Source organism: Bradyrhizobium xenonodulans (genome assembly GCF_027594865.1).
Taxonomy (GTDB): Bacteria; Pseudomonadota; Alphaproteobacteria; order Rhizobiales; family Xanthobacteraceae; genus Bradyrhizobium; species Bradyrhizobium xenonodulans.
This window is the reverse complement of record NZ_CP089391.1, coordinates 731,826-757,550: the sequence shown is the minus strand read 5'-3', so window position 1 is coordinate 757,550 and position 25,725 is coordinate 731,826. Positions and strand designations below refer to the sequence as shown.

The window sequence follows — 25,725 nt, the reverse complement described above, 5'->3', positions numbered from 1 at the left end:
GTCGATGCGGCGCCTCGCGAGCACTCAATTCATGGTGAAACCCTGGTAGCCGCCGGCGGCGACCTCGTTGCATTTCTGCCGATAGGCGCCGACGCCCCCGCAGTAGGACAGAACGCGGCGCGGTTTGCCTTCGACGTTCGAGCCCAGGTACCAGGAATTGGTCTTCGCGATCAGCGTCGCATTGGCGATCTCATCGTGATGCGCCACCCATCCGTCTTCGGCATCCTTGGTCGGCTCGACCACCTTCAGGTTCTTCGTACGCACGAACCTGATGCAATCGTCGATCCATTCGACCTGCTGCTGGAGGCAGGTCGTCATGTTGCAGAGCGCAGCCGACGGAGCCAGGGGCACCCCGGTCGTGAACAGGTTCGGATAGCCGTGAACCTGCAAGCCCATCGTGGTGCGGATATCCTTGCTCCAATCCTCCTTCAGCGACCGCCCACCGCGGCCCCTGATATCGATGCGCGTCAACGCGCCGGTTCCGGCGTCGAATCCAGTCGCCAGAACGATGACGTCGAGCTCGTGGATCGTCCCGTCCGCGGTTTGGATACCCGTGGGCGTCACGCGTTCGATCGGATTGGCCTTGACGCTGACGATCTCGACATTGGGGCGATGGAAGGCCTCGAGGAAGTTCTGCTCCAGTGGCACCCGATGCGTCCCGAAACCGTAGTCGGCCGGAATCAAGGCTTCGCACAGCTTCTGATCCTTCAGTCGCTCGCGCATCTTCTCGCGCACGAAGTCCGAGATTTCGGCGTTGACTTCGGCGTCGAAGAACAACTCGGCGAAGGACGAGATCCATAGCTTCAGGGAGCCGTCGTTCCAGCAATCCTCGATCACCTCCCGGCGCCGTTCTGGCGATAGTCCGGCCCAGGCGTGCTCGAAATCGTATTCGAACCCGGTGAAGGTATGCGGCAGGCGCTCCGTGAGGTGCTGGAATTTCGACTTGTAGGCCTCTGCATCTTCGTCGCTGTACTTGGGATTCTTCATCGGAATCATGTATTGCGGCGTGCGAACAAAGACTTTCAAATGACCGACCTGGCCGGCGATCGTCTGGATGACCTGGATGCCGGTTGCGCCGTTGCCGATGACGCCGACGCGCTTGCCGGCAAAGTCGATCGGCTCCCTGGGCCAGCGCGCCGTGTGGAACAACTGCCCTTTGAACGTCTCCTGTCCCGGAAACGACACGTGCGGGGCCGAGAGCATGCCGCAACAGGTGATCAGAAACTGGGTGTCGATCACGTCACCCCCGTCGGTCGTGACCAGCCAGCGCTGTGTGGCTTCGTTGAAATGGGCGCTCTTGACGATCGTCCCGAACTGGATGTCCTTGCGCAGATCGAGGCGGTCGGCGACGTAGTTGAGCCAGCGTTCGATTTCCGGCTGGCCGGGATATTTCTCGCTCCAGCTCCATCCCCTGTAGAGCTCCTCGGAGAACAGATACTGGTAGATGTGGCTCTCTGAATCGAAGCGGGCGCCGGGATACCGATTCCAATACCAGGTGCCGCCCACGCCTGCGCCCGCGTCAATCACTCTGACCTTCAATCCCTGTTCGCGCAGACGGTAGAGCTGATAGAGCCCGGCGACGCCGGCTCCAACAACCACCGCGTCGAATTTCGTCGTTACATGCGCGCCATTGCTTCCATTGGGTTTGGTCGCCGTTTCCGCCATTTTTCCCTCCTAGGTATTTCCAGAGCGCGCGGCCTTTCCCACCCGTCGTGCGGTCGGATGGTGGTGCATCGCGCCATTTGTCGGTCCCGCGAGTGCCTGCGGTTTTTCACCGTTCTTCCGCACTTGCTCGGAACGCGAGGGAGGCTACGAGGCGGGCTGCGTTCCCGGCTTGAACGAAACCGACAATCCTTTGAATGAAGCCGGAGGCCTGCCGAACCGGCGCCGACCTCAGCAGAGCTCGCTTGGCAAATGGCAAATCCGGCCTATGCTGCTGCCTGCCGATCGGCCAATGAGAACGACAAGCAGTCGACCATGCCAAAACTCCAGGGAGGGAGGCTCACGCGATGGGCCAGTTCATCACGATCGAGGAGCTGCCACGCTATGCTCCTGGCGAAATGATGCTGGACAGTTCGGCAGTGGGCAAAGCCGATTTTCGGCTGCGCGTGTTCCGCTATGCGCCATCAGACATCTGGGTGCCGCCGACCCAAGACTTTCTGATCGTGATCTATCGCGAAGGCACCACGGCGATGAAGCGCCGCGTGACCGGATCCTGGAAGCAGGATCGGGTCGGCCGCGGCGTCACGACACTGCTGACGCGGGCCGAAGCCTCGAACTGGCGATGGTGCCATGACATCGAGGTCAGTCATTTCTACATCTCGCCTAGTCTCATGGCGAAGACCGCAAGCGAGGCTTTTGACCGAGATGCCGAAGCCGTCGAGCTTCATGATCTGCTCAGGATCGAGGATCCAGTCCTGACCTGGATCGGTGACCAGATGGTACGGGAGGTTTCCGCAGGAGGTCCGGGCGGCCGGCTCTGCTACGACGCCATGGCACTTCAGGCGAGCGTCCACATCCTGCGAAAATATGCCTCAGTGCAGTTCAAGCTGCCCTGTGCGCAAGGGCGCTTCAGGCCGGCGCATGCACGGATGATCGAAGACTATATCGAGCAGAACATCTTCCGGAATATCACGCTCGACGAACTGGCCAGCATCTGCCACTGCACGCCGGTGCAGTTCACCCGCAAGTTCCAGGTGCATTATGGCATGCGCCCGCACGCCTACGTCCTCACCCGCAAGGTGAAGCGCGCCTGCGAATATCTGCGCAAGGACCGCCTTGCCCTGAAGGAGATCGCCCTGTTGAGCGGATTCTCCGACCAGAGCCATCTCAACCGGATCTTTCGCAGGCACATGAGTGCGACTCCAGCAGAATATCGCAAGCAATGCACCGGCTAGCTAGACCCCTCATCTTGAGGTGGGAGCGCGCGGCGCGATCGCGCCGCGTACGAGCCTCGAAGGATGAACGGCCGCCCTTCGAGGGCCGCTGAAGAAGCGGCCACCTCAGGATGGCGGCGAGAGATCGAAGCTAGGCAGCCTGACGATGCTCAGGCCGCAAAAGAAAGGGCGGCTGATCAAGCCGCCCTTCTGCGTCAATCACGTCTTGCGAAAACTTACTCCGCCGCCAGCTTCACGTCCGGCGCGGCGGCGCGCACCTCGGCGTCGACCTGGGCTTCGAACTTGGCGAAGTTCTTCTGGAACATGCCGACCAGCGCGCGGGCGGTCTTGTCGAACTCGTCCTTGTCCTTCCAGGTGTTGACCGGATTGAGGATTTCGCTCGGCACGCCCGGCAGCGCGGTCGGGACCGCGAAGCCGAAATACTTGTCGGTGCGGAATTCGACGTTGCGAAGCGAGCCGTCGAGCGCGGCGGTGAGCAGCGCGCGCGTCACCTTGATCGGCATGCGCGAACCCGTGCCGTACTTGCCGCCGGTCCAGCCGGTGTTGACCAGCCAGCAATCGACATTGTGCTGGGCGATGAGGTCGCGCAACATGTTGCCGTAGACGGACGGGTCGAGCGGCAGGAAGGGCGAGCCGAAGCAGGTCGAGAATTCCGGCTGCGGCTCGTTGCCGAGACCGCGCTCGGTGCCCGCGACCTTGGCCGTGTAGCCGGACAGGAAGTGATACATCGCCTGCGCCGGCGAGAGCTTTGCGATCGGCGGCAAGACGCCGAAGGCGTCAGCCGCGAGCATCACGACGTTCTTCGGCTGCGGGGCGCGGCCAGTGCGGGAAGCGTTCGGGATGAAGTCGAGCGGGTACGCAGAGCGCGTGTTCTCGGTCTTGGAGCCGTCGTCGAAATCCACCACGCGGGTGTCTTCGTCGAGCACGCAGTTCTCGAGCACGGCGCCGAAGCGCGTCGAGGCCGCGTAGATCTCGGGCTCGGCTTCCTGCGACAGCTTGATGCACTTGGCGTAGCAGCCGCCTTCGAAGTTGAAGACGCCGTTCGGGCCCCAGCCGTGCTCATCGTCACCGATCAGCGTGCGGTTGGGATCGGCCGACAGCGTGGTCTTGCCGGTGCCGGATAGCCCGAAGAAGATCGCGGTATCACCCTTGGCGCCGACATTGGCCGAGCAATGCATCGGCATCACGCCGCGCTCGGGCAGGTAATAGTTGAGCGTGGTGAAGACCGACTTCTTCATCTCGCCGGCATAATAAGACCCGCCGATCAGGACGATCTTGCGGGCGAAATCGATCGCGACGACGTTCTCCGACTTGCAGCCGTGGCGTTTGGGATCGGCGCGGAAGCTCGGCATGTCGATGATGGTGAGCTCCGGCGTGAAGCTCGATAGCTCGACCGCCTCGGGGCGGATCAGCAGCGTGCGAATGAACAGCGAGTGCCAGGCGAGCTCGGTGAAGACGCGGGTCTTGATCCGGTAGGCCGGATCGGCGCCGCCATAGAGGTCCTGCGCGAACAGGCTCTTGCCTTCGGCGTGCTTGAGAAAGTCCTGATAGAGCGCCTCGAACTGCTCTGCGGTGATCGACTGGTTGCCGGCCCACCACATCTTCTTGTCGGTGGTGGCGTCACGCACCGTGAACTTGTCCTTCGGGCTGCGGCCTGTGAACTCGCCGGTGTCGGCGCAGAGCGCGCCGTCGGCAGAGAGCACCGCCTCGCCCGCGGAGAGCGCGTATTGATAGAGTTGCGGCGCACCGAGGTTCCAGTGAACCTGCTTGAGATTCTTTAAGCCGAATTTGTCGGCGCCGAAGGCACCGTTGCGCACGCCCGTCTCTTGCACGAAAAAATCCTCCTAGACCCCGCGACACTCAGCGCGACCAAACTATGGCGCCGCCGCGGTCACCGTGAATTACAGGCCGTCCGGCCTCGGCTGGACGACCTAATAATGGTGAACGCTGGCGTTGCCAAGCCGATCCCGCAGGATTTGGTTTATTCAAGGACCGCGCCAAACGTCGCGCATGTCAGCCTTGAGCGCGCGCATCGAAAAATCACGAATGATCGCGCAACCAAACGCATGTTTCGGCGTTTCCTAGGGTTATTGCGACGCACAATCCGCGCGGCGGTTTATCGTACCTCTCCTTCACCGATCAGCGCGAACGGCCCCCACATCGCGGGATAGGCATTGCGCGGTGACGAGGTGTCATCAACGTAGGTTAACATCGCGCGGCGCAAAGCTTCGGCACGGCCGATTTTTGGTTGGTTTTTGAGCAGCTCGAAAGTCGAAATGGTCAAGCGGGTGGCAGCTTCCGAATCCACTGCCCAATGCGAGACCAGCAGCGCGCGTGCGCCGGCATAGAAGAACGAGCGCGCCAGTCCCGACAACGCCTCCGCGCCAGGCTTGTCACCCGCGATGGTGTTGCAGGCCGACAGCACAACCCAATCCGCATTGAGCTTGAGCTGGGCAACTTCGCTTGCCGTGAGCAGGCCGTCATCGAACTCCGTGGGCTGATCGGGAATGGAGAGCGCGAGCGACGGCTCGCCCAGTCCCTTGATATCGCCGGCAACGAGGCCGTGCGTGGCAAAGTAGATGATGCTGTATTGAGCAAGCGCTGCACGCTTCAGCGTCGTTTCGCTGGCATCGCGGCCGAGATGAATATCGGCGTCAGCCGCGCCGACGTCCTTCGCCACCGCGTTCAGCTCGTCAGCCGTATCGGGCAGTTGCGGCAGCGCCTGCGCAAGCCGCGCGCGATCGACGCCAGCACCGCGCCAGAAATCGCTATAGGCGATGGTGGCGATGTTGCGCGCCGCGACCTTGCCGTTTGCGGCGCGACGATCGCCCGGCCCTTCCAGCGCAGGATTGAACACGGGGTCGCCAAAGCCGGTCATCGGCTTCACGCCGTGATCCCGGCGTGCGAATGCACGCAGCGATTTCAGGCTGACCACCGAGGGCAGCACCGAGACGGCCTGACGCCGCAGCAGCCAGGCGGCGCTGCGATAACCTTCGAGCGTGTCCGGGATCGCAGCCTGCGGCGCCTCCGTGACCAGCAGATGAAACGGCAATGCGGTGAGCGCAGCCGACGGCACCACCAGCAGATTGCGCTTGTCCTTCGTCAGCGCCTCGACCGGGCCGAGCAGCGCGACATAGAGCTCGTTGGCGAGCGCAAGATCGAACAATCCTGATTTGCCGGAGGCATCGCGCGCCTTGCCGACGTCGAGCCCCTTGCGGAACGCAACCACCTTCTGCGCCAGCGCGTCGGCACCGAGCGGAATCGCCTTCCAGTCGACACCCTCGCGCGTGATCGCGATGACATAGCTCTGCTTGTCGACGACGGAATAGAGCACCATCGCCTCATCAGTCGACAGCAGCGGCTGGATATCTTTCGCGACCAGCGGCAGCGGGTTGGAGAGCGAGGCATAGTCGGGAAACTCCACCGCGAGCGCCTTCTGCAAGCCCGTGCGCTCGTTCGCGATCGCCGCAATCCGCGCGCGGCTGCGCTGCTCGGCGGTGAGGTCGCGCTGGGCCGATTGCTTCGACACCGCGGTGATGATCGCCTTGTCGAGCGCCTCGGATTCGGCGGCGAGATCCTGGTCCTTGCGCACGAGCTCGGCGAGCCTGTCGCTGCCGGCGGCGAGCCGCACCGCGAGCTTGTTCACGGCGGATGCGGCGGAAGATTGCGTGCCGCGCTGGATCGCGGCGAGTGCCTCGTCGAGCGCCTTGTCGTCGGGCAGGAGATGTTGCTGCCGCGCGGAAAACAGGACCGGCAGCACCACGCGCAGCTGCGCGCGACCGCCGCGAAGCGTCCGCTCCGCCAGCGGCAGCGCATCGGCGGTGCGGCCGGAGACGTAGAGGAAATTGGCGAGATTGCTGGTCGAGGTCACCGCGTCAGGATGATCCGGCCCCAGCGCGCGCTCGCGGATCGCCAGCGCACGGCGGTAGAGCGGCTCGGCATCGGCATAGCGCTGTTGGTGCTCATAGAGCCCGGCGAGATTGTTCAGCGAGCGTGCGACGTCGGGATGATCGGCTCCAAGCACCTTTTCGCGGATCGCGAGCGAGCGCTTGATCGGCGCTTCCGCATCCGCACCGCGGTTGAGGTCGCGATCGACCTGACCGATGTTGTTCAGGACCGTGGCGACCGCGGGATGCTCGGGCCCGGCGGCCTTCTGATAGATCGCGAGCGCGCGCCGGAACAGCGGCTCGGCCTCGGCCTGCCGTTCCTGCTTGACGTAGAGCGTGGCGAGATTGTTGAGGGCACGGCCGACATCGGGATGCTCGCGCGACAGGCCCTTTTCGCTCACGGCCAGCGCACGCTTGAACAGCGGCTCGGCTTCAGCGAAGCGGCCCTGCCTCTGATAGAGCGCGGCGAGATTGGTCAGTTCGGCCGAAATCAGCGGCGTTTCGAGACCGAGCGCTTTTTCCATCAGCGCAATGGCGCGCTTGTAAAGCGGCTCCGCCAGATCGTCCCGGCCCTGGCCGGCATGGACCTGACCGAGATTGTTCAGCGCGGCGGCGAGCTCGCGGCCGTTGTCCTTCTCCAGGCTCGCCACCATCGCCTGCGCGAGCGGAAGCGCCTCCGAATACTTGCCAGCGGTCATGAGCGCGTTGATCCGCGCGCTCTCCGCGGCGAGACCTTTCTGGGCAAACCCAGACGTGACAAGCGATGCGGTCATCGCGAGCGCCAGACTCGCACCCAGCGTCAGTCTATTCCATCTTGCCATGAACGCCCTCGCCGCCGCCTTCGGACCGATTACGGTTTTGGGTCGCAGCGGTAGGCCGCAGCGTTCAAATGTTTGCGCGCTAGTCCACCTTCGTGCGTGCTTCGCCAGCGAGACGGACCAGCATCTTGCGCAGCGCCGTGCCACTGGTCACGCGCTCCGGGAAGTCCAGCCGCAGCGCGGTCTGGCCGTCCTGCATGTCGAGGCCTTCGGGGTCGCAGCCGGTGCAGCGCCAGTCGCCCTCCGCCGCGCCGAGGAGCTTTGTTGCATAGAGTCCCATGGCGTCGCGGTGGTCGGCATTCATGTGCGCGACCGCCCCCTCCTCCGCCGCCAGCAAATCCTCGGCGCCGGTGAGGTCGGTGAGGAACTGCTGGGGCTTGAGGTCGACGATCCGGCCGAAGCCGGCGACCAGATGGGTTCCCGTCGGCCGCACTCGAAAAAAGGAAAAATCATTAAATGAAACAAAGGCTTCTGCGGACGAATGGGCATTGAGATACCGTCGCTGGAGCAGATCCTTGTCTGCCTCGGCCTGTTCCGCCCTACCGGACAGCATGATCCGGGCCCCCTCCAGTGGATCGCCGGCCGCGCGCTCGTCCAGCATCAGCGAGACCCGGCTGTCGGCCACAATATTCATGGTGTGCACGGCAAGGCCTGAGATCAGCAGGATTGGCGAGCCGTCGGGATGGCTGGCCAGATTGACCAGGGAACAATAGGGGTCGCCGCTGCCGGCCATCAGCGTCGCCAAGGCCCCCTGGCGCGAGCGCCTGAGCAGCGATTTGGCAAGCTTTCCGGGGTCGAAATCGGGGGTCGGTTGCATCGGCTTTCTCGGGTCAGGTGGTTGCAAGAGGGGTCATATTTCGGGTAAACGGGGGTCAGGTTATGGGTCGAAACGCGGCGAATCTGCCGTGTTTCGTGGAACTTGGTCACACTTCAGCCCAGCTTGCATTGCTCGGTGACAAGGTTCGAACGCCAACTTCGGCACCCATGTATGCGGCGCATCAGTGGATTGCTCGCCGTTTCAAGCCACGACCCAAACGGAAAGCAGAAAGCAGAGGCTCATGCCCACAATCGCTTTGGTCGACGACGACCGCAACATTCTCACATCCGTCTCGATCGCGCTGGAAGCCGAAGGCTACCGCATCATGACCTACACCGACGGCGCCTCCGCGCTTGACGGTTTCCGCACCACCCAGCCCGACCTTGCCATCCTCGACATCAAGATGCCGCGCATGGACGGCATGGAGACGCTGCGCCGTCTCAGGCAGAAGTCCGACCTGCCGGTGATCTTCCTGACCTCCAAGGACGAAGAGATCGACGAACTGTTCGGCCTCAAGATGGGCGCCGACGACTTCATCCGCAAACCGTTCTCGCAACGCCTGCTGGTCGAGCGCGTCAAGGCGGTGCTGCGCCGCTCGGCGCCGAAGGACCCGACCGTCGCGCCGAAGGAGAACGACGCCAAGGCGCTCGACCGCGGCCTGCTGCGCATGGATCCGGAACGGCATACCTGCACCTGGAAGAACGAGCCGGTGACGCTGACCGTCACCGAATTCCTGATCCTCCAGGCGCTCGCGACCCGGCCCGGCGTGGTGAAGAGCCGCAACGCGCTGATGGACGCCGCCTATGACGACCAGGTCTATGTCGACGACCGCACCATCGACAGCCACATCAAGCGGCTGCGCAAGAAGTTCAAGGTGGTCGACAACGAGTTCGAGATGATCGAGACGCTCTATGGCGTCGGCTACCGCTTCAAGGAAGCCTGAGGCGGCAGACGCCTTCACGAAAGACTGAGATCATCGCCGGTTCTGATTCCATCAGGGCCGCGATGGTTTTAGGATGCGGGGACCCTTTCGCACGAGATGTCCTAACGCGGGCGTAAGCATTGCTTGACCGAACGCAGCCTGACGAGAACCAGAACGCCGGTGCTATCGCGCCCGACGGCGTTCCGGAGCACGTTGCCGAGGACAAGCCGGCGACGCAGGGTTGGCGGCCGCTGTCCTGGCTGACGCGCGCCGGTCAGTATTTCTTCGCGCTCTCCTTCTCGAGCCTGACCCGCCGCATCGTCTCGCTCAACCTCGCCGGCCTCGTCGCGCTGGTCGCGAGCATTCTCTATCTCTCGCAGTTCCGCGCCGGCCTGATCGACGCCCGCGCGCAGAGCCTGCTGGTGCAGGCCGAGATCATCGCCGGTGCAATCGGCGCGTCGGCGACCGTGCAGACCAACGCGATCACGGTCGATCCCGACCGGCTGCTCGATCTGAAGCTGGGCGACAGCTACGGCGAATCCGACGATTATTCGGCGCTGAACTTCCCGATCAGCCCGGAGCGCGTGGCGCCCGTGCTGCGCACGCTGATCTCGCCGACCAAGACCCGCGCGCGGATCTTCGACCCCAACGGGACGGTGCTGCTCGACAGCCGCGACCTCGAAAACGTGCTGATCTTCCCGTTGCCGCCGCCATCGTCGAAGCCCGGCGTGATCGAGCGCGGCCTGACCTCGGTGCGCCTCTGGATCAACCGCGGCGACCTGCCGCTGTATCGCGAGCTTGGACGCGAGAACGGCAATGGCTATGCCGAAGTCGCCGATGCACTTCAGGGCCAGAAGCGTTCGATGGTGCGGGTCAATGCGCGCGGCGAGGTGATCGTCTCGGTCGCAGTGCCCGTGCTGCGCTCCCGCGCCATTCACGGCGCACTGATGCTGTCCACCCAGGGCGACGACATCGACCAGATGGTCACGGCCGAGCGGCTCGCAATCCTGAAGGTCGGCGGCGTCGCCGCCACGGTCATGATCATGCTGTCACTGCTGCTGGCGAGCACGATCGCGGGGCCTGTGCGCCGGCTCGCCGACAGCGCCGAGCGCGTCCGCCGCCGCATCAAGGCCCGCATCGAGATTCCCGACTTCACCCGCCGCCGCGACGAGATCGGCCATCTCTCCGGCGCGCTGCGCGACATGACCAGCGCGCTCTACAGCCGCATCGAGGCGATCGAGATGTTCGCCGCCGACGTCGCGCATGAACTGAAGAACCCGCTGACCTCGCTACGCTCCGCGGTCGAGACGCTGCCGCTGGCGCGCAACGAGACCAGCCGCGCGCGCCTGCTCGAGGTGATCGAGCACGACGTCAAGCGGCTCGACCGCCTCATCTCCGACATCTCCGACGCCAGCCGGCTCGACGCCGAACTGCAGCGCCAGGATGCGGTCCCGGTCGATTTGCGCCGCCTGCTGACGACGCTGGTGTCCGTCGCCAACGAAACCAAGCTCGGCCATGACGTCGCGGTCGAGACGCGTTTCGAGGGTCGCAGCCCGACCGATACGTTCGCCGTGACCGGCCACGATTCACGGCTTGGGCAGGTGGTCTCCAACCTGCTCGCCAACGCGCAATCGTTCTCGGAAGCCGGCAGCAAGGTGCGCCTGACCTGCCGCCGCGTCCGCTCCGAGATCGAGATCGTGGTCGACGACGACGGCCCCGGCATCCGCGACGACGCGCTGGAGCGGATCTTCGAGCGCTTCTACACGGACCGTCCGCACCAGGGCTTTGGCCAGAACTCCGGCCTCGGCCTGTCGATCTCAAAGCAGATCATCGATGCCCATGGCGGACGCATCTGGGCCGAGAACCGCGCAGGCCCGCCGGACGATGAAGGCGTCCCGACGGTATCAGGCGCGCGCTTCGTGGTGAGGCTGCCGGCGCTATGAGCGACGGTGGCCCCAGCGTTCACGCCTCCGCCGTCAAGATCGGGACTTTTGCGGTGCTGATCCGCGGGCCCTCGGGCTCCGGCAAGTCGCGCCTTGCCTTCGATTTGATCATGGCGGGGCGATCAGGCGTGGTTGAAAGGGCCGTTCTGGTCGGTGATGACCGTGTCCATCTGGCGACAGTCGGCGATGAAATTCAGGTCCGTCCGGCTCCCACACTGACCGGCCTGATCGAGATCCGGGGCCTCGGAATCCGCCGCTGCGACTTCGTGGAGCATGCGACCGTCGGCCTCGTGGTCGATCTGGACGCAGCCGACGCGGAACGCCTGCCTGCGACAGAAACGCTGAAAACAAGCATTTACGGTGTCGAAATACCTAGAATCCCGGTTAGCCGCGGCTATTCACCCCTCCCATTGGTTGTCGCGGCCTTGACCACTACCAAGAGTTCATCTTTGGGTTAACCCTTCAGGCGATTGTTTGAAGGGAAATGGTAACCATATGAACCCCACTATCGCGACCGAATAGACCGGCGCAGCTCCCCTCATACATCCGTATAGATTCAGGGAGATACGCAACATCCCCTCTTGCGCGGGGGCTCTGGATGGTCAAAGTGGCGCGTTCGTGCGGTGCACCAAAAGCGCCCGCGAGGAGTTTTCCGATGATTGGTCTAGTACTTGTGACCCACGGGCGCCTTGCCGACGAATTCAAGGCAGCGCTTGAACATGTCATGGGCCCACAAAAGCAAATCGAAGCGATCACGATCGGCGCCGAAGATGATTCCGATCTCTGCCGAAGCGACATCATCGAGGCGGTTAACCGCGTCGATTCCGGCGATGGCGTTGCGATCCTCACCGACATGTTCGGCGGCACGCCGTCGAACCTCGCAATATCCTGCATGAGCCGGCCCAAGGTCGAAGTCCTCGCGGGCATCAACCTTCCCATGCTGGTGAAGCTTGCCAAGGTGCGCGAGGAGCGTCCGCTGCCCGACGCGATCGCCATGGCCCAGGAAGCAGGCCGCAAATACGTCACCATCGCCAGCCGCGTGCTCGCCGGCAAATGAGCGACGAGGCGTCACAAGCGGGGACAGGCGTGCCCGCGGGCGCGATTTCCAAAGAGCTTCTGATCATCAACAAGCGCGGCCTGCATGCGCGCGCCTCCGCGAAATTCGTCCAGGCCGTCGAGCGCTTCAACGCGCAGGTGTGGGTGACGCGTGGCGGCGAGACCGTCGGCGGCACCTCGATCATGGGCCTGATGATGCTCGCGGCAGGACCGGGGACGACGATCACCGTCGCGGCCGCCGGCGATGATGCGGACGCCGCGCTCGCGGCGATTACCGAGCTCGTCGAGAGCAAGTTCAACGAGGAAGGGGTCTGAGCCACGCGCTCGGTCCCGCAGGGTGGACAGAGGCGCGACGCGCCGTGCCCACCAACTTTCTACAATCGTGAGACGTGGCGGGCACGCTACGCTTTGCCCACCCTACGAGACCTGCGCCGCCGCAATCACTTCACCGGCGGCGCGATGTAGATATTCCAGCTCATCGACGGGCCGGCCTTGCCGTGGGTGAAGCGGCGCGTCGTCATGACGATGCGCTCGGCATTCGGCGCAACCTCGGACACCCATTTCTCGAACGCCGGCAAGCGGCCGTCGGTCGGATCGAACACGCCGATGAAGCCATATTTTTTGGCGTCATCGCGCGAGGTCAGGCCGGAATCCCAGGCCTCTAACGGCATCAGTGCCGCCGGATGATCCGGGCTGTAGAACACCATCGGCTGGATCGACTCCATGGTGCCGGCGACGACCGCCCAGCGCGAGCCGAAGCGCGTGTGCCAGGCCTGCGTCAATTCGTGCGCAAGCTCCGAGCGCGCGCCATAAGTCGCGGTGTTGCCGGCATTGGCGGCCATCTCGCGCGCGGCGATCCAGGGTGAGGCGGCAAGCGTGGCAACGCTGAGCACAAGCCAGATCGCGACGATGTTGAACAGCACCGCGCTCTGCACCCGCAGCGCGGGGATTGCGACCAGCGCCAAGGGCGCCAGGAAGAACAGCGAGATGCCCCAATCGGTCTTCATGTAGATGCTGAAGACCAGCGCGCCGAGCGGCGGCCCGACCGCGACGATGATCTGGACGATCCAGATATTCAGCGCCTGCGCGACATTGACGCCCGGATTGGCGCCGCGCGCCCAGGCCCGCGTGACGATGCGCAACGGCGCGCGCAGCAGCAGCGTGAACCAGGGCGGCACCAGCGCCATCGCAAGCGCGGCCAGCGCCACCGGCAGCGCCAGCAGCGCGATATTATGCAAGGCGTAGCCGGCCACGAGCTGATGCACGAGGCCGGCATCCTCGAGGCTGTAGGTGTCGCCGGCATAGGCCAGCGGCACGAAATGCGCCTCTGCCAGCCAGACGACATGCGGGATCATCGCCACCGCCATCGTCACAATCGCAACCCATGGCGCCGGCGACAGCAGGAAGCGCAGCCGCTCCGGATGGATCAGCGCGGCAAGGCCGATCGCGCCAATCATGGTCAGCACCCAATATTTGGTCATCAGTGCCAGCGCGCCGGCGAGCCCGAACCAGATGCCTGATAGCCAGCTCCGCTTCTCGAACGCGTTGAGAAAAGCGAGCACGAGCAGCGGCAAGGTGACGAGCTGGAGCAAGTCCGGGTTGTACTTGAAACCCTTGAAATTGAAGATCGGGTAGAGCGCGACCATCACCACGACCAGGAACGCCCGCCGTGCGTCCACCACGCGCAAGCTCAACAGCCAGCAGATCACCATGCCGACGCCGATGGTCGCCATCGCCAGCGCATAGGTCGCCCAGTCCGTCGCCGGGAACACTGTGAACCAGAGGCCGGCGACCCAGCCCGACAGAGGCGGGTGCTTGCCATAGCCCCACAGGAATTTCTGGCCCCAGCCATAGGCTTCTGCGACGTCCATGTGAACGTCCTGCGCCGCCTTCAGATTGATCAGGATGAAGGTCCAGAGCACCGCGTGCAGGATGGCGAGCTGGATCACCAGCCAGAGGCGCGCCTCGGGGCGGGTCGCGCAGGCGACCAGCCAGGCCCGGAAGCGGTTGGGGCTCAAGCGGGTCTTCGCCCGTGCGCTGGCAGATGGCAATGAGGTGGTCGACATGGGGCGTTGCGTAGCGCGTTTTGGGCCCGCGTGGAATCAGCTTGGCGTGAACAAAGGCCCTGAAAATACAGCAATATGGTTGCCGCACGGGGATGTGAGTGGTATCCCGCGCCCATGACGACCGTCCCCATTTCGAACATCCGCAATTTCTCCATCGTCGCCCATATCGACCATGGCAAATCGACGCTGGCCGACCGTCTGATCCAGATGACCGGCGGCCTCTCCGACCGCGAAATGGCGGGCAAGGAGCAGGTGCTCGATTCCATGGACATCGAGCGCGAGCGCGGCATCACCATCAAGGCGCAGACGGTCCGCCTTGCGTACAAAGCCAAGGACGGCAAGGACTACGTCTTCAACCTGATGGACACGCCCGGCCATGTCGACTTCGCCTACGAAGTCTCGCGGTCGCTGGCGGCGTGCGAGGGTTCCCTGCTGGTGGTCGACGCCAGCCAGGGCGTCGAAGCGCAGACGCTCGCCAACGTCTACCAGGCGCTCGACAACAATCACGAGATCGTCCCGGTCCTGAACAAGGTCGATCTTCCCGCGGCCGAGCCCGAGAAGATCAAGCAGCAGATCGAGGACGTCATCGGCATCGACGCTTCGGACGCCGTGATGATCTCGGCCAAGACCGGCCTCGGCGTTCCGGACGTGCTGGAAGCCATCGTCACCCGCCTGCCGCCGCCGAAGGGCGACCGCGATGCGACGCTGAAGGCGCTGCTGGTCGACAGCTGGTACGATGTCTATCTCGGCGTCGTCGTGCTGATCCGCGTCGTCGACGGCGTCATGAAGAAGGGCAGCCGCGTTCGCATGATGGGCACGGGTGCGGCCTACGACGTCGAGCGCGTCGGCTTCTTCACGCCGAAGATGACACAGGTCGAGGAGCTCGGCCCCGGCGAGATCGGCTTCATCACCGCCGCGATCAAGGAAGTCGCCGACACCCGCGTCGGCGACACCATCACCGACGACAGGAAGCCTGTCACCGACATGTTGCCGGGCTTCAAGCCGGCGATCCCCGTGGTGTTCTGCGGCCTGTTCCCGGTCGACGCCGACGACTTCGAAACGCTGCGCGGCGCCATGGGCAAGCTGCGCCTCAACGACGCCAGCTTCTCGTTCGAGATGGAGACCTCGGCTGCGCTGGGCTTCGGCTTCCGCTGCGGCTTCCTCGGCCTGCTGCACCTCGAGATCATCCAGGAGCGGCTGTCGCGCGAGTTCGATCTCAACCTGATCGCGACCGCGCCGAGCGTCATCTACAAGATGAAGCTGAACGACGGCTCCGAGATCGAGATTCACAATCCCGTCGACATGCCCGACGTGGTCAAGATCGCCGAGATCGAGGAGCCCTGGATCGAGGCGACGATCATGACGCCCGACGAATATCTCGGCAGCGTGCTGAAGCTGTGCCAGGACCGCCGCGGCTCGCAGAAGGAGCTGACCTATGTCGGCTCGCGCGCGATGGTGAAATACGATCTGCCGCTCAACGAGGTCGTGTTCGACTTCTACGACCGGCTGAAGTCGGTCTCCAAGGGCTACGCCTCGTTCGACTATCATCTCACCGACTACAAGCCGGCCGACCTCGTCAAGATGCAGATCCTGGTCAATGCCGAGCCGGTCGACGCGCTCTCCATGCTGGTCCACCGCACCCGCGCCGAGGGGCGCGGCCGCGCCATGGTCGAGAAGATGAAGGAGCTGATCCCGCCGCACATGTTCCAGATCCCGATCCAGGCGGCGATCGGCGGCAAGGTGATCGCGCGCGAAACCGTCCGCGCCCTGCGCAAGGACGTCACCGCCAAGTGCTACGGCGGCGACATCACGCGTAAGCGCAAACTTCTGGAGAAGCAGAAGGAAGGCAAGAAGAAGATGCGGCAGTTCGGCAAGGTCGACATCCCGCAGGAAGCCTTCATCGCCGCGCTGAAGGTGGATAGCTGAGGCGACCCCCGGGACGAGCCGGCCCCGTCTCCGCGGCCGGCAAACAAAAACTGCGAAAACAACCCCATGCACAGTAGACGGGGGCTTGTTTCGATTGAGGTTTTTCGCCTTTTACGAAACCTGTTTGCTCCGTCGGGCAAAACAGGGGTATGGTGGCAGCATCGCAGGGTGTGTGATGCAGGCGTCCACGTCCGATCCGTAAGCGATCACGACCTCTGCTTCGCCTCGACGTATCGCGCGAAATTGTCGAGGATCGCCTGCCAGCCGCCTTGCTGCTGCTCGACCGAGTGCGTCGCTTCGGCATCGAAGACGACGCGGACGACAATGCCCTTCGGGACGGGCACGAACTCGACCTCGGCCTTTCGATCGCCGAACGCGTATTCGATCCGCTTGTGTTCCACGATCTTGGTGTAGGTGCCGGCGAAGTCAAAGCCCATGCTGCCGTCCTTGGCTTCCATCCGGGACGAGAAGGCGCCGCCTTCCCGCAGGTCGACCGTCGCCTTGGTCGTATGCCAGTCGTCGGACGCCGCATTCCACTTCACGATGTCGGCAGGCGTCGTATAGGCATGCCAGACCTGATCGATGGGGGCTGCGACGCTGGTTTCGACGGTGATTCTCATGGGCATTGCTCCAGTTCAATTCTTGCAGTCGAGGTGACGCATCACGTCCCGTGTGCCGGGCATCCGCGGCACGTCCGGGAATTGTAAACCAAGGACGATCGAAACCCGTCGGCGCCGACATGGTCGTCGTGAATATCTGCGATTAAGGCGCCGTCAGGTCCTCATTGCCCGAGCTGTTGAAGCACGGCGAACCACAACGCGAGCGGCTCCCTGAGGGCGCCCGGCTCGGACGGCTTTTGGCGAACCGCGGTGTGCACCATGACGAGCTTGGAGGCCGGATCGACCAGGATGACCTGACCGCGGATGCCGAGCAGCGCAAATCTGCGCGGCTCGCCAGGCAGGAGCCACACCTGATAGCCGTAGCCGAAATAGGATGTGGCCACGCCCGGAGCGAGATGGCCATCGCCTGGTCTGACGGTCGTGGCATCGAGCAGCCACTGCCGGGGGATCAACTGGCGACCTTCCCAGGCGCCGTCATGTGCGAGCAACCGGGCCAGGCGCGCATAATCACGCAAGGTCGCGTTGAAGCAGCAAAAGCCAATCTCTTGCCCGGTACCGTCGATCGCCCACGACGCATCCGCTTCGGTGCCGATGGGATCCCAGATCCGGTCGTGGAGATAGTCCGCAACCGGCATGCCCGTGGCGGCGCGCAGGACCAGGCCGAGGATTTCGGTTTCAACGCTGGCATAGTGCCATCTGGTCCCCGGCGGCGCGGTCCGGTTGTTGAATTGCGCAACGATGGCCGCGGGATCTTTCGGCCCGTCGACGAACAGGGCCCGCCCGAGCCGGGCGATGTCGTCCTGCCCGTCATAGACTTCCGAGAATTCGACGCCGGAAGACATGTTCAGCAGGGCGCGGATGGATGTGCTTCCATATTCCGTTCCCGCAAGGCCGGAGACGTAGGTTGAGACAGGGTCGTCGATCGATTTGATCCGTCCCTCCGAGACCGCGATCCCGACCAGCATGGCCACCAGCGTCTTCGCCATGGACTGCGAGAGAAAGCGGTCCTGGTCGGTCCGCGCATATTGATAGTGCTCGTACAGGATGGTGTCGTCCCTGGCGATCAGGAGTCCCGTCACCGCGTTGCGCTTGAGATAGTCCGCGATGCTCAGCCGTTGGTTGTCGAAACTATAGGCGATCGATGGCTCCGGCGCGCGTTTGAATTGCCAGGGCGCCGTCGCGCGACCGACCGGGCGCGAAGGGTAGAGCTCGCCGAAATGGCTGTAGACCCCGACCAGCTTGTCCACCTGGGTCGCCGTCCCCCGCGCGCCGACCGGATAGCCATACGCCGCGCCGTAGAGTTCGGCATCCGGGCCGCTATCCGAAAAGACCGGCCCCGGCTCGCGGGGAGAGCTTCGGCCGTCCTGTGCGTATGCTGGAGGTGCCGAGACCACGGCGGCGAAAATGACAGGCATGAAAAGCCAGCGGCAACCGCGCGGCCTGCAGAGTGCGTCCCATGTCATTGCACTTGCCTCCTCACACGTTCCTGTGTGTGTGTGCGCTTATGAGAGCAACCTCGCAGGCCGGTGACGAGACGCATGCTATCATGATGGGTAGACGATGTCAGCGTGCGCCCAGCCCGCCTTGCCCTCCGCCGGCATCTGGGTCACCATCCCTCCTGCGCACGATCAACAAAACCAAAAGCGCTGAGGAAACGCATGAGCAAGCCGTCACGCTTCGACTATGGCTGGGTCGTTGTCGCCGCGGGCGCGCTGATGACCTGCGTCGGCTTCGGCACGATGCTGTCGCTCGCGGTGTTTCTGCAACCGATCTCGGAAGCGATGGGGTGGTCGCGGGCCGGCGTGTCGGCGGCGGCGACGCTGGATTTTCTTTGCATGGGCGTTGCCGCATTCTTGTGGGGCACGCTGTCGGACCGGTTTGGCACCCGCATCGTGGTCCTCTCGGGAAGCGTTCTGCTGGGGCTTGGCCTCGTCACCGCGAGCCAGGCGGCCAGCTTGTGGCAGTTCCAGCTTTGCTTCGGCGTGCTGATCGGCATTGCCGCCGGCAGTTTTTACGCGCCGATGATGGCGCTCGCGAGCGCATGGATCGACAAGAACCGCAGCCTTGCAGTGGCGCTGGTGTCCGCGGGCATGGGCGTGTCGCCGGTGACGATCGCGCCGACCGCGAGCTGGCTGATCACGGCGTATGACTGGCGCACCGCGATGCTGGTGATCGGCTGTGCTGCGTGGGCGCTGCTGATCCCGGCCTGCTTTCTGGTGCGTCCGGCACCGGCTGCGGCGGGCTCCGCAAGCGCGGACGCGGCGCCGGATGTCGAGCTGACCGCGGCGCAAGCGCTGCGCACGCCGCAATTCATCGCACTCGCCGCGGCGCATTTCGCCTGCTGCGCCGCGCATTCCGGCCCGATCTTCCACATGGTGTCCTATGCGATGGTGTGCGGCATCGCCCCGCTCACAGCAGTGACGGTCTACAGCGTCGCCGGCGTCTCAGGGCTCGGCGGACGTCTGCTGCTGGGCGCGGCTGCCGATCGCATCGGTGCCAAGCCGGTGCTGGTCGGTGGCCTCCTCGTGCAGGCCATGTGCATCGCGACCTATCTGGCAGTAGCCCAGCTCGGCGAGTTCTACGCGCTCTCGGTCGTGTTCGGCCTCGCCTATGGCGGCGTGATGCCGCTCTATGCGGTGCTGGTCCGCGAATATTTTGGCGCGCGCATCATGGGCACCGTGTTCGGCGCGGTCTCGGCGTTTGCGAGCCTCGGCATGGCACTCGGCCCGTGGGCCGGCGGGCTCGTGTTCGACAGTTTCCAGCAATATACCTGGCTGCACGCCGGCTCCTTCGCGATCGGGCTTGCCGCCGTCGCGGTGGCGCTGAGCTTCCCGACCAGACGCAGGCAACAGCTCGACCTTGGCCGCGCTGCGGCCTGACGAGGTCGCGCATGAACAGACCGCGGGGCTTCGACCAAGGTTTCAACGCGCTGATCGCGAACGGGCTCGGCCTTGACCCGGCACGGCCTTTACCTCGCCGCGCCTTCGACGGCGATGATACGGAAGCTGCCGTATTTCTCGCCGACTGCGCGAGCTTGCTTGTACTCAGGCGATTGGCGCCATTTCGTGAGCTGCTCCATGCTGTCCCATTCGATCAGGACGACGCGGCCTTTCGGCGGGTCGCCGTCGATCGAGATCCCGCTTCCACCCGCTAAATAGCGTCCGCCGTAGGCCTTGACGCTGTCCCGGGCGAGCGGAGCGAATTCTTTCGCAAACCCGTCGGGGTTTCTCACTGTGTTGTCTTCGATCATGAAGACCGGACGGTTGGCCTGCGCGTGAATTCCGTGGCTCTCCAGCGCACCAATGACGATGCCTGCGGCCAAGGCCCCGACCGCGACAAACAGACCTTTCATGAGCACTGCCCTCCCGAATGAGCGCTCAGCTCTTCGCTCCGAGCGCGATGGCATCCGTTCGGACCAGCTTCAGCGACTTGACCATCTTTTCGGTCGTCGCCTTGTATTTCCTGAAGTGATCGGATTCGAGGTGCGATTTGTAGGCCTCGATGTCGCGATAGATCTCGAAAACCTTCACGATGGTCGGGCTGCCCTTGTCTGACACGGCATACAGCACCAAGACGCCCGGCTCGACGCGAACCGCGGTCTCGATGTGCTCCTTGACCGCTGCCTTGTAGGCTTCGAGCTGAGCGGGATCGATTTCGATCTCGGCGAGCTGAATGTACTGGCCCTGTGCCTCCTGGGCTGTGGCAGACGCCACCAGGGCAGACGCCAGCATGGATGCACCCAAGATCAGAAGGTGCTTTGTATTCATCGTTACCTCCTGCGCAGCGCCAATGACGGCGGCATCACGTCTCGTCGGGGCATCAACTCACTTGCGGTATTGCGCGTCGCTGACCTTCTCGAGCCAATCGACGTTCTTGCCGTCGACGGCTTCCTGAATCGCGATGTGCGTCATCGCGGTCGTGGCCGACGCGCCGTGCCAGTGCTTGAGCCCGGGCGGAAACCACACGACGTCGCCGGGCCGGATCTCCTCGACCGGACCACCTTCCCGCTGCACCCAACCGAGCCCGGCGGTGACGATCAGCGTCTGGCCCAGCGGATGCGTGTGCCAGGCGGTACGCGCACCGGGCTTGAAAGTCACCTGACCACCGCTGGCACGCGCGGGATCGGGTGCAGCAAACAACGGATCGATCCGGACGGTGCCGGTGAACCAGTCTTCCGAGCCTTTCTGGGAGGGACGGGAGCCGTTTTTCTTGATGTCGATATCCACGCGAAATTCCTTTCGTGCTTCCGGCGTGCGTGCCCGCGCTCCGCGAATTCCGATCGAAGCGGCGGCGCCGCCGCAGATGAGCACGCCTCTGCGTGTGATCATCCTGTTGCTCCGCTCCTTCAATGCGGGCGCTTCTCGATGACGTCCTTGACGACGGGCGCCGCCGAGAAGGCGTTGGGCCAGCCGGCATAAAAGGCGAGATGGCCGAGCACCTCGCCGGCTTCCCCCCGTGTCAGTCCGTTGTCCATCGCCCGGTTCAGGTGATAGGTGATCTGGGCGACTTGTCCGGTTGCGACGAGCGCGCTCACCGTGACGAGGCTGCGGTCCCGAGGCGCGAGACCCGGTCTCAGCCAGAGATCCCGGAACAGCACGTCGGTGGTGTACTGGACCAGGCCCGGCGCGGTCTGGCCGAACTGCTCGCCGACCCGCGTTGCCCGCTGCTTTTCCGCCGCCTCGTCGAGCGGAAGCTGCGGTCCCGACGCCTGCGGCAGTTGATCGGCCCCGATGTTGCGGCTGTTGAAGACCTCCTTCGCCGCCGGGATCGCATCCATCGCGTTCGCCCAGCCGGTGTAGAACGCCAGGTGGGTGATGATCTCGGAGACCTCTGCCGGCTTCACGCCGTTGTCGAGCGCGAGACCGAGATAGAACGGCAGCTCGACGGTCTGATTGCGGGCGATGAGCGCCGCGAGCGTGACGATGCCGCGGTCCCGCGGCGAAAGACCGGGGCGTTTCCAGAGATCACCCAGCACGACCTTCCGTGCATAATCCTCGAGCGCGGGCGCGACGGCGCGGATGTCTTCCGGTTTCGACATGCGGTTTGCTCCTTCGGCGGATGCCTGATCGGCGACGGCGCCGCCGGCGATCAGGCAGAACGAAAACAGGGTCGCAGCAAGCGGTCTCATTGCGGGCATCCATCAACGGTTGTCGGGTGGGTCATCAGCCACGACGCGACGAGCGCGGCGCACAGGACGGTCGCGCCGCTGGCGAGAAACACGACGTTGAGCCTCGCGCCGGTTGCGATCAATCCAAGCGCGGGACTCGCGAGCCCCTGGGCCAGGTCGAGAAAGGCGGTATAGGCTCCCATGGCCAGGCCGCGGCTCTGCGCCGGCACGCGCCGCACCGCTTCGACGCCGAAGCCCGGATAGACCAGCGAGAAGCCGAAGCCGGTGAGCGCCGCCCCCGCCAGGGCCATCTCGGGCCGGACGGCCAGCCAGATCAGCGCCTGGCCGGCGGCCTCGATCGCCACGCAGACCAGCGCCACCTTCGCGCCGCCGATCGCATCGGCGACATGGCTGAAGAACATCCGCGCCAGAATGAAGGCGACGGCGTAGGCCGTGTAGGCGAGCCAGCCGTTGCTCCATCCGCGGCTCGCGAACAGCAGGGCGACGAATGTGGTCACCGCGCCGAAACCCACGCTGGCGAGGGCAGAGCCGAGGCCCGGCACCCAGACCGCGCCGATCACTTCGGCGAACGAGAAGCGGGCGTGCTGCACCGGCGCAACGGCCGGAAGCGGCGCGACGAGCAGCAGAGCAAGCAGCGGAGCTGCGGCCGTGGCGCCTGCGATCGCAGCAAAGCCGTAGGCGGCATAGAGAGCGGAGCCTGCCGGCGCGCCGATGGCGAACGCCGCGAACATCGCGGAGCCAACCCAGGCGATGACCTTGCCCGCGCTCCCGGCATCGGCGAGCGCCAGTCCCCAGCTCACGGCGGCCGTGATGATGAAGCTCTCGGCGGCGCCGAGCAGCGCCCGCCCCAGCAGGAGAATCGCGACCGATTTCAGCGGCGCATCGCTGAAGCCGAGCGACACCAGATAGAGCACCCCGGAAGCCGCGGCCGCGAGCAGGCCGACAACGACGGCGCGCTTCGCTCCACGTCTATCCGAATAATGGCCCGCCCACGGTCGGGAGATCAGCGAAGCTGCGAACTGACTGCCGGCGACGAGTCCGACGACGAAGGTGCCGAACCCCAATCCATCGTGCACATGAAGTGGAAGAACCGGCATGGCGAGGCCGATGACGAGAAAGGCGACGAAGACCACCCCCATGATCGGCAGCAAGCTCGCCGCGATGCGAGGGGCGGCGGCGGGCTCCTGCATGGCTGTTACGGACATGCGGTGATCACAGCTCCTGCGGGGTGGGATCCTCGATCCCTTCGGTCATCGGTCCTTGGCCTTCCGGGACGGTGGCGCCACCAGACGGCTGGTCCGAACCTAAGACTTTCGTTCGCCCGCGATTAGGTGATAGATTTCGCATGCAGTCATTAGGACGACTTATCAATGCAGCGAGAAGACGCGAGCGACCTGCTGGCCTTCCTCGCAGTGGCGCGGGAGCGCAATTTCACCCGTGCCGCAGCGAAACTCGGCATGACGCAGTCTGCCCTGAGCCAGATCATTCGAAATCTCGAGGAGCGTATCGGCGTCAGGCTTTTGAACCGGACGACGCGCAGCGTCACCCCAACCCAGGCTGGCGAACGGCTCTTCCTCAGCATTGGGCCCAAGTTCAACGAGATGGATGTCGATCTTGCCGCGCTCGGCGAACTCCGCGAAAAGCCGGCGGGAACCGTTCGTCTGACGGCGACGGAAAACGCCGCCGCCGCGATCTTGCTGCCCGCCCTCGGCAAGATCCTGCCGAAGTACCCCGACATCCATGTCGAGATCGTGATCGACTACGGGCTCACCAACATCGTGGCGCAGCAGGTCGACGCCGGCATCCGGCCGGGCGAGCTCGTCGCCAAGGACATGATCGCCGTGCGCGTCAGTCCGGACCTGCGGATGGCGGTCGTCGGTTCACCCTCTTACTTCGCTGAGCGCAAACGGCCAAAGACGCCACGAGACCTGACGCATCACAACTGCCTCAACCTCCGCCTGCCGACCCATGGCGGCAGCCTGTACGCCTGGGAGTTCGAGAAGAACGGGCGCGAGCTCAAGGTGCGCGTGGAGGGACAGCTGGTGTTCAACAGCGCGGGCCTTCTGCTGGATGGAGCGCTCAAGGGCCTGGGCCTCGCCTACCTGACGGAGGGCCACGTGCAGCCACATGTTTCCCAGGGCCGGCTGGTCCGGGTGCTTTCGGATTGGTGTCCGCCATTCTCGGGCTATCACCTCTACTATCCGAGCCGGCGGCAGCCTTCTTCCGCCTTTTCGGTGCTGGTCGAGGCGCTCCGATATCGCGGACGGTAGGACGCCGGGTCTGCGAATGGCCCGGCTGAAGTCGAGCGTCGTTCCGGGGCGCATCGCCTGGCGCGGGTCCGGAATGACGATCGGGGCCACCTTGATCCTCCCCGCCAAATCGACCACCATCGCGTCTCACCGCTCACGACAGAAGGGGCGAGGAAACGCGGATGAACGCAGCTCCCGAGGTTGGTCTGATCGAACGCGCGCGGGCACTCGCGCCGCTGATTGCGGGCGAGGCCGATGAGATCGAGCGGACGCGGCGGCTGACGCCGGCCGTCGTCAACGCGCTGATCGAGAACGGGCTCTATCGCGCGCTGCTGCCGCAAAGCCTCGGCGGCGCGGAAGCCCCCATCGAAACCTTCATGCAGATGCTGGAGGAGATCGCGAAGGCGGATGCTTCGACCGCCTGGTGCCTCGGCCAGTGCAGCGTCTGCGCGATGATCGCGGCGACGCTCGACCACGACACCGCGCAGGAGATCTTCAACACCGCACCCGGCATCCTCGCCTGGGGCGCGATCGCGCATGAGGCGCGCAGCGTCGACGGTGGTTATCGCGTCACGGCGCGCTGGGATTTTGCCTCGGGCTCGCGGCAGGCGAGCTGGCTGGGGGCGCATGTGCGGATCGTTGGTAGCGACGGGGTGCCGCGCAAAAATCCCGACGGGTCGCCGGAGGTGCGGACCATCCTGTTTCCTGCGGCGAGCGCGGTGCTGCACGATGTCTGGGAGGCGATCGGGCTGGCCGGCACCGGCACGGATTCCTATGAGGTGAGCGACCTCTTCATCCCCGAGCGGTTCACCGCGTTCCGTGACGTGCCGTCTGCGCTGCGTGAGCAGAGTCCTCTTTACAGGATCGGGATCGGTTCGACCTTCTCTCTTGGCTTTGCCGCGGTCTCGCTCGGCGTCGCCCGCGCGACGCTGGATGCGGCCATCGCCTTGGCGCGGGCAAAGCACCAATCGCTCGCCGCCAGTGCCATGCGCGACAACCAGTCGGTCCAGGGCCTGATCGGCCGCACCGAGGGCGATTGGCGCGCCGCGCGCGCCTATCTCTATGCGACGGCGAACGCGATGTGGCACGACCTCTGCGTAACCGGCGAGTTCAGCGCCGCGCATCGCAGCGCGGTTCGCTTGGCGGCGACCTGGACCATCCACCAATCGGCAAAAGTGGTCGACACCGCCTATCACATGGCCGGCGCGACCGCGGTGTTTCGAAAGCATCCGTTCGAGCGGCGGTTTCGCGACATGCACGCTATCACGCAGCAGATCCAGGCGCGCGACACGCATTACGAGGATGTGGGGAAGGGGATTCTCGCGGGAGGCTGACGGCAGCCACAACGGCGCTGCGCTCCCTCCCCCGCTGGCGGGGGAGGGTTGGGGAGAGGGTG

At 64.6% G+C, this 25,725-nt stretch carries 22 protein-coding genes; 10 read left to right on the top strand and 12 right to left on the bottom strand.

What is annotated here, in order from left to right; translation table 11 throughout:
• Positions 1 to 24: 24 nt before the first annotated feature.
• Positions 25 to 1,665 carry a flavin-containing monooxygenase gene (locus I3J27_RS03600; RefSeq protein WP_270165295.1) on the bottom strand — a complete coding sequence of 547 codons (1,641 nt, stop codon included), beginning with the start codon at positions 1,663 to 1,665 and terminating at the stop codon, positions 25 to 27.
• A gap of 344 nt (positions 1,666 to 2,009) precedes the next feature.
• Here I3J27_RS03600 and I3J27_RS03595 point away from each other — a divergent pair, with 344 nt between their 5' ends.
• Positions 2,010 to 2,897, top strand: coding sequence for a helix-turn-helix transcriptional regulator (locus I3J27_RS03595; protein WP_270165293.1), 888 nt, complete (start codon positions 2,010 to 2,012; stop codon positions 2,895 to 2,897).
• 215 nt (positions 2,898 to 3,112) lie between these two features.
• Here I3J27_RS03595 and I3J27_RS03590 read toward each other — a convergent pair whose 3' ends face one another.
• The 3 genes from I3J27_RS03590 to I3J27_RS03580 form a co-directional block, all read right to left on the bottom strand.
• Positions 3,113 to 4,729, bottom strand: a complete 1,617-nt coding sequence (locus tag I3J27_RS03590; RefSeq protein WP_270165291.1) for a phosphoenolpyruvate carboxykinase — start codon at positions 4,727 to 4,729, stop codon at positions 3,113 to 3,115.
• A 284-nt stretch (positions 4,730 to 5,013) separates the two neighbouring features.
• On the bottom strand, positions 5,014 to 7,605 hold the full coding sequence (locus I3J27_RS03585; RefSeq protein WP_270173029.1) for a CHAT domain-containing tetratricopeptide repeat protein: 2,592 nt from the start codon (positions 7,603 to 7,605) through the stop codon (positions 5,014 to 5,016).
• Between the two features lie 79 nt (positions 7,606 to 7,684).
• Positions 7,685 to 8,419 carry a HugZ family pyridoxamine 5'-phosphate oxidase gene (locus I3J27_RS03580; protein ID WP_270165289.1) on the bottom strand — a complete coding sequence of 245 codons (735 nt, stop codon included), beginning with the start codon at positions 8,417 to 8,419 and terminating at the stop codon, positions 7,685 to 7,687.
• 241 nt (positions 8,420 to 8,660) lie between these two features.
• Here I3J27_RS03580 and I3J27_RS03575 point away from each other — a divergent pair, with 241 nt between their 5' ends.
• The 5 genes from I3J27_RS03575 (at position 8,661) to I3J27_RS03555 (ending at position 12,655) form a co-directional block, all read left to right on the top strand.
• Positions 8,661 to 9,362: a response regulator transcription factor gene (locus I3J27_RS03575; protein WP_008542552.1), complete on the top strand. Its 702-nt coding sequence runs from the start codon at positions 8,661 to 8,663 to the stop codon at positions 9,360 to 9,362.
• Positions 9,363 to 9,481: 119 nt separating this feature from the next.
• On the top strand, positions 9,482 to 11,284 hold the full coding sequence (locus I3J27_RS03570) for a sensor histidine kinase (protein WP_270165278.1): 1,803 nt from the start codon (positions 9,482 to 9,484) through the stop codon (positions 11,282 to 11,284).
• Positions 11,281 to 11,742 carry an HPr kinase/phosphorylase gene (locus tag I3J27_RS03565; protein ID WP_270165276.1) on the top strand — a complete coding sequence of 154 codons (462 nt, stop codon included), beginning with the start codon at positions 11,281 to 11,283 and terminating at the stop codon, positions 11,740 to 11,742. Before I3J27_RS03570 ends, I3J27_RS03565 begins: the two co-directional genes overlap by 4 nt.
• 197 nt (positions 11,743 to 11,939) lie before the next feature.
• On the top strand, positions 11,940 to 12,341 hold the full coding sequence (locus I3J27_RS03560) for a PTS sugar transporter subunit IIA (protein ID WP_007597752.1): 402 nt from the start codon (positions 11,940 to 11,942) through the stop codon (positions 12,339 to 12,341).
• Entirely contained in the window at positions 12,338 to 12,655 is a 318-nt protein-coding gene (locus I3J27_RS03555; protein WP_270165256.1) for an HPr family phosphocarrier protein, read from the top strand. The genes I3J27_RS03560 and I3J27_RS03555 overlap by 4 nt, the downstream gene beginning before the upstream one ends.
• Before the next feature lie 125 nt (positions 12,656 to 12,780).
• On the opposite strand, the gene I3J27_RS03550 is transcribed toward I3J27_RS03555, so the two are convergent.
• Positions 12,781 to 14,406: a glycosyltransferase family 39 protein gene (locus I3J27_RS03550; RefSeq protein ID WP_270165254.1), complete on the bottom strand. Its 1,626-nt coding sequence runs from the start codon at positions 14,404 to 14,406 to the stop codon at positions 12,781 to 12,783.
• 114 nt (positions 14,407 to 14,520) lie between these two features.
• Here I3J27_RS03550 and lepA point away from each other — a divergent pair, with 114 nt between their 5' ends.
• Positions 14,521 to 16,332 carry a translation elongation factor 4 gene (gene lepA / locus I3J27_RS03545; RefSeq protein WP_270165252.1) on the top strand — a complete coding sequence of 604 codons (1,812 nt, stop codon included), beginning with the start codon at positions 14,521 to 14,523 and terminating at the stop codon, positions 16,330 to 16,332.
• Positions 16,333 to 16,538: 206 nt separating this feature from the next.
• On the opposite strand, the gene I3J27_RS03540 is transcribed toward lepA, so the two are convergent.
• Together I3J27_RS03540 and I3J27_RS03535 are read right to left on the bottom strand one after the other, a co-directional pair.
• Positions 16,539 to 16,952 carry an SRPBCC family protein gene (locus I3J27_RS03540; RefSeq protein WP_270165250.1) on the bottom strand — a complete coding sequence of 138 codons (414 nt, stop codon included), beginning with the start codon at positions 16,950 to 16,952 and terminating at the stop codon, positions 16,539 to 16,541.
• A gap of 161 nt (positions 16,953 to 17,113) precedes the next feature.
• Positions 17,114 to 18,367, bottom strand: coding sequence for a serine hydrolase domain-containing protein (locus I3J27_RS03535; protein WP_270165248.1), 1,254 nt, complete (start codon positions 18,365 to 18,367; stop codon positions 17,114 to 17,116).
• 243 nt (positions 18,368 to 18,610) lie between these two features.
• On the opposite strand from I3J27_RS03535, the gene I3J27_RS03530 reads away from it, so the two are divergent.
• On the top strand, positions 18,611 to 19,831 hold the full coding sequence (locus tag I3J27_RS03530; protein WP_270165246.1) for an MFS transporter: 1,221 nt from the start codon (positions 18,611 to 18,613) through the stop codon (positions 19,829 to 19,831).
• An 89-nt stretch (positions 19,832 to 19,920) separates the two neighbouring features.
• Here I3J27_RS03530 and I3J27_RS03525 read toward each other — a convergent pair whose 3' ends face one another.
• The 5 genes from I3J27_RS03525 to I3J27_RS03505 form a co-directional block, all read right to left on the bottom strand.
• Positions 19,921 to 20,274 carry a DUF1330 domain-containing protein gene (locus I3J27_RS03525; RefSeq protein WP_270165244.1) on the bottom strand — a complete coding sequence of 118 codons (354 nt, stop codon included), beginning with the start codon at positions 20,272 to 20,274 and terminating at the stop codon, positions 19,921 to 19,923.
• Positions 20,275 to 20,329: 55 nt separating this feature from the next.
• Positions 20,330 to 20,719, bottom strand: a complete 390-nt coding sequence (locus tag I3J27_RS03520; RefSeq protein ID WP_270165242.1) for a putative quinol monooxygenase — start codon at positions 20,717 to 20,719, stop codon at positions 20,330 to 20,332.
• A gap of 57 nt (positions 20,720 to 20,776) precedes the next feature.
• Positions 20,777 to 21,172, bottom strand: a complete 396-nt coding sequence (locus tag I3J27_RS03515; protein WP_270173028.1) for a (R)-mandelonitrile lyase — start codon at positions 21,170 to 21,172, stop codon at positions 20,777 to 20,779.
• Between the two features lie 125 nt (positions 21,173 to 21,297).
• Entirely contained in the window at positions 21,298 to 22,080 is a 783-nt protein-coding gene (locus tag I3J27_RS03510; RefSeq protein ID WP_270165240.1) for a carboxymuconolactone decarboxylase family protein, read from the bottom strand.
• The gene (locus I3J27_RS03505) at positions 22,077 to 23,270 is read right to left on the bottom strand and encodes an arabinose transporter (protein ID WP_270165238.1); all 1,194 of its coding nucleotides are present in this window, start codon (positions 23,268 to 23,270) and stop codon (positions 22,077 to 22,079) included. Before I3J27_RS03505 ends, I3J27_RS03510 begins: the two co-directional genes overlap by 4 nt.
• Before the next feature lie 180 nt (positions 23,271 to 23,450).
• On the opposite strand from I3J27_RS03505, the gene I3J27_RS03500 reads away from it, so the two are divergent.
• Both I3J27_RS03500 and I3J27_RS03495 read left to right on the top strand, forming a co-directional pair.
• Entirely contained in the window at positions 23,451 to 24,350 is a 900-nt protein-coding gene (locus I3J27_RS03500) for a LysR family transcriptional regulator (protein ID WP_270165236.1), read from the top strand.
• A gap of 161 nt (positions 24,351 to 24,511) precedes the next feature.
• Entirely contained in the window at positions 24,512 to 25,663 is a 1,152-nt protein-coding gene (locus I3J27_RS03495) for an acyl-CoA dehydrogenase family protein (protein ID WP_270165234.1), read from the top strand.
• Positions 25,664 to 25,725 lie beyond the last annotated feature (62 nt).